At 59.6% G+C, this 2,815-nt stretch carries 4 protein-coding genes; all 4 read left to right on the top strand.

The genetic code is table 11. From position 1 onward, the window contains the following. The first annotated feature begins 100 nt into the window (after positions 1-100). Positions 101-475 carry an IS66-like element accessory protein TnpA gene (tnpA, locus tag AC04SI_RS33155; protein WP_352648906.1) on the top strand — a complete coding sequence of 125 codons (375 nt, stop codon included), beginning with the start codon at positions 101-103 and terminating at the stop codon, positions 473-475. Next, positions 472-819, top strand: a complete 348-nt coding sequence (gene tnpB, locus AC04SI_RS33160) for an IS66 family insertion sequence element accessory protein TnpB (RefSeq protein WP_023778341.1) — start codon at positions 472-474, stop codon at positions 817-819. The genes tnpA and tnpB overlap by 4 nt, the downstream gene beginning before the upstream one ends. Positions 820-881: 62 nt before the next feature. Beyond that, the gene (tnpC, locus tag AC04SI_RS33165; RefSeq protein WP_488475717.1) at positions 882-2,504 is read left to right on the top strand and encodes an IS66 family transposase; all 1,623 of its coding nucleotides are present in this window, start codon (positions 882-884) and stop codon (positions 2,502-2,504) included. After that, complete coding sequence (locus tag AC04SI_RS33170; protein WP_352503320.1) at positions 2,504-2,800, top strand: hypothetical protein; 297 nt, start codon at positions 2,504-2,506, stop codon at positions 2,798-2,800. Before tnpC ends, AC04SI_RS33170 begins: the two co-directional genes overlap by 1 nt. Positions 2,801-2,815 lie beyond the last annotated feature (15 nt).

The following is a 2,815-nucleotide window of genomic DNA, read 5'->3' on the forward strand; positions in this document are numbered from 1 at the left end:
CGTAACCGCCCGATTGTCACCGCCTGCCTGATATCGTCGTGATGGCCTATGACACGTGTTTAACGACGTCGTTTGCGACGTGTCTTGTGCGAGGTTTGCGATGCGTGTCGAGATTCTTGGTGCTGAACGGCGTCGTCGCTGGGGTGATAAGAAGAAGCTCGACATCGTCATGTCGGTTGGAATTGACGGGGCGACTGTGACTGAGGTTGCCGAGCGGCATGATGTGACACGGCAGCAGATTTACACCTGGCGGCGAGAGCTGAGGAGGAAGGGGCTCCTGTTGCCGTCGGCGGGTCCCATGTTCCTTCCCGTGGACATGCCCGTGGCGCGGAGCGAACCCTGTATGGGCAAAGGCACCGACAGATTGTCAGCGCTGGTCGAATTGCAACTATGCTGTGGGCGGAACCTGCGCTTTGACAGAGAGATCGATACCGCCACTCTGACTCGGCTTATCCAGGCGGTTGAGACAGCATGATCGGACCGGGAACTGGGGTTCGGGTGTACCTTGCCTGCGGGTTCACGGACATGCGCAAAGGGATCGAGGGTTTGGCTGCACTGACGCAGGATGTGTTGCGCCAGAAGCCGACGGGAGGCGCGGTCTTCGCCTTTCGGGGAAGGCGTGGCGACCGTTTGAAGCTTCTTTATTTTGATGGCCAGGGGTTCTGTCTTTATTACAAGGTCTTGCAGAAGGGCCGCTTTCCGTGGCCGTCGGCGGCCGACGGGACGGCCCGGCTGACGTCAGCGCAAATGGCGATGTTGTGGGAAGGAATTGACTGGCGACGCCCCAATTGGGGTGCGCCGCCGGCGCGTGTCGGGTGATTTATCTCTCTGAATCTAATGGTTTTTATGGCTACTCGCCCTGACTTATGGTAGTCAGGTGCATGCCGAATGTCGCCGAAAATCTTCCAGACGATCCTGCCTTTCTGAAGGCGATGATCGCCGCCTTGCAGGCGGAAAATGCGAAGATGTCGGCGACGTTGCAGGCGCATGACCAGTTGATCCAGGCCTTGCGGCTGCGCATTGCCCGGCTGAAGAAACAGGTCTTCGGCAAGTCTTCGGAAAAAGTCGAGCGGGAAATCCAGCAGCTGGAACTGGCGCTGGAGGACCTTTTGATCGCCGCGGCGGAGAGCAATGCCGGGCCAATCAATGAGGCCGACGAGACAGCGTCTGTCGCGCCTATGACGAACGCGCCCGAAAGGATCACGCGCCGGCGTCCGCGCGTGTCGCACAAGGCAGTTCGCGAGCGCAGGGAGCTCGATCCCGGCGCCTGCTGCCCCGCCTGTGGCGGTGAACTACGTCTTGTGGGCGAAGACACAAGCGAAATCCTCGACATGATCGCCGCGCAGATGAAGGTCATCGAGGTCGCTCGGTTGAAGAAATCCTGCCGCTGCTGCGAAAAGATGGTGCAGTTGCCCGCGCCCAGCCGTCCGATACCAGGCAGCATGGCGGGCGCCTGCCTTCTGGCTTACATCCTGGTCTCGAAGTTCGACGATCACCTGCCATTGTATCGCCTGAACGAAATCTTCGCCCGCATGGGTGCCGACATCCCCGACAGTACGTTGGTCGATTGGTGCGGTCGCGCCATGCAGGTGCTTCAGCCCCTGATCGAGCGGATCGGAACCGTGATCATGGCCAGCGACCTTCTTCATGCCGACGATACCCCGATCCGGGTGCTGGATCGCTCCATGCAGGACAAAGGGCTGGGGAAAGGCGTAAAGAAAGGCAGGATCTGGACATATGTCCGCGATCAACGCCCATGGGCGGGCGGCGCTCCGCCTGGCGCGGTCTACTACTTTGCTCCGGACTGGAAGGAAGACCACGTCCTCCGCCATCTGAGGCAGACAAGCGGCATCCTCCAAGCTGACGGCTACAAAGGCTACGGCAAGCTTTATGAGCCTGGAGCCGATGGAACATCCCGCTTCCGAGAAGCGGCATGCTGGGCGCATTGGCGACGCGACTTCCATGATATCTGGACCTCGAACAAATCCGAGATCGCACGCGAGGCTCTCGACCGTATCGGTGCGCTTTATGACATCGAGCACGGCATTGCGGGTCAGCCTGCCGATGCCCGCCTTGCCGCACGTCAGAAGCATAGCAAACCAAAGATCGGGGCATTCCGTGTCTGGATCGAAACGCAACTGACCCGCATTCCGGGCAAGAGCGATTTGGCAAAAGCCTTCCGTTATGGCCTGAGCCGCTGGCCATCATTGTGCCTGTTCCTCGAAGACGGCCGCGTCGCCATGGACAACAATGCCGCCGAGCGAGCCCTGCGCCCGATTGGAATCGGAAGAAAAAACTGGCTATTTGCCGGCGCCGACACCGGCGCGGAGACCCTGGCTCGCGCCATGACAATCATCGAGACGGCCAAGATGAACGGCATCGATCCGCAGGCATATCTCGCAGACGTGCTCGACCGCATCCACGATCACAAGATCAATCGCCTCGACGAGTTGCTTCCCTGGAATTGGTCACCTGTCACCGCCATCTCCGCCGAGGCTGCCTGATGGCAACGGTGACCCATGTGTTCAGCATCGACTACGTCGCCAAATTGCTCGATGAAGATGCCGAACTCCTTCAGGCGATCGTCAGCAATGATGACAACCTGAGCTACGGCAGCATCATCAGCGTCTACACCGGACCGGACGAGGCAATAACTTCGCTTACCCGCGACGGAATGGAAGAGCTGGAGCAAATGCTTACCCATGCGCGCCGCACCGCTGACGAATGGAATGACTTCCTCGAAGCCTTCGTCGATGACCAGGAACTCATCGCTCGCATCAAAGCGAAATCTCCGCGGTAACAACCGGGCGGTTAC

Source organism: Mesorhizobium sp. CNPSo 4689, from assembly GCF_057784325.1.

Coding starts and splice junctions, on each gene's coding strand:
- tnpA (WP_352648906.1), top strand. CDS start 101: ATGCGTGTCGAGATTCTTGGTGCTGAACGGCGTCGTCGCTGGGGTGAT.
- tnpB (WP_023778341.1), top strand. CDS start 472: ATGATCGGACCGGGAACTGGGGTTCGGGTGTACCTTGCCTGCGGGTTC.
- tnpC (WP_488475717.1), top strand. CDS start 882: ATGCCGAATGTCGCCGAAAATCTTCCAGACGATCCTGCCTTTCTGAAG.
- AC04SI_RS33170 (WP_352503320.1), top strand. CDS start 2,504: ATGGCAACGGTGACCCATGTGTTCAGCATCGACTACGTCGCCAAATTG.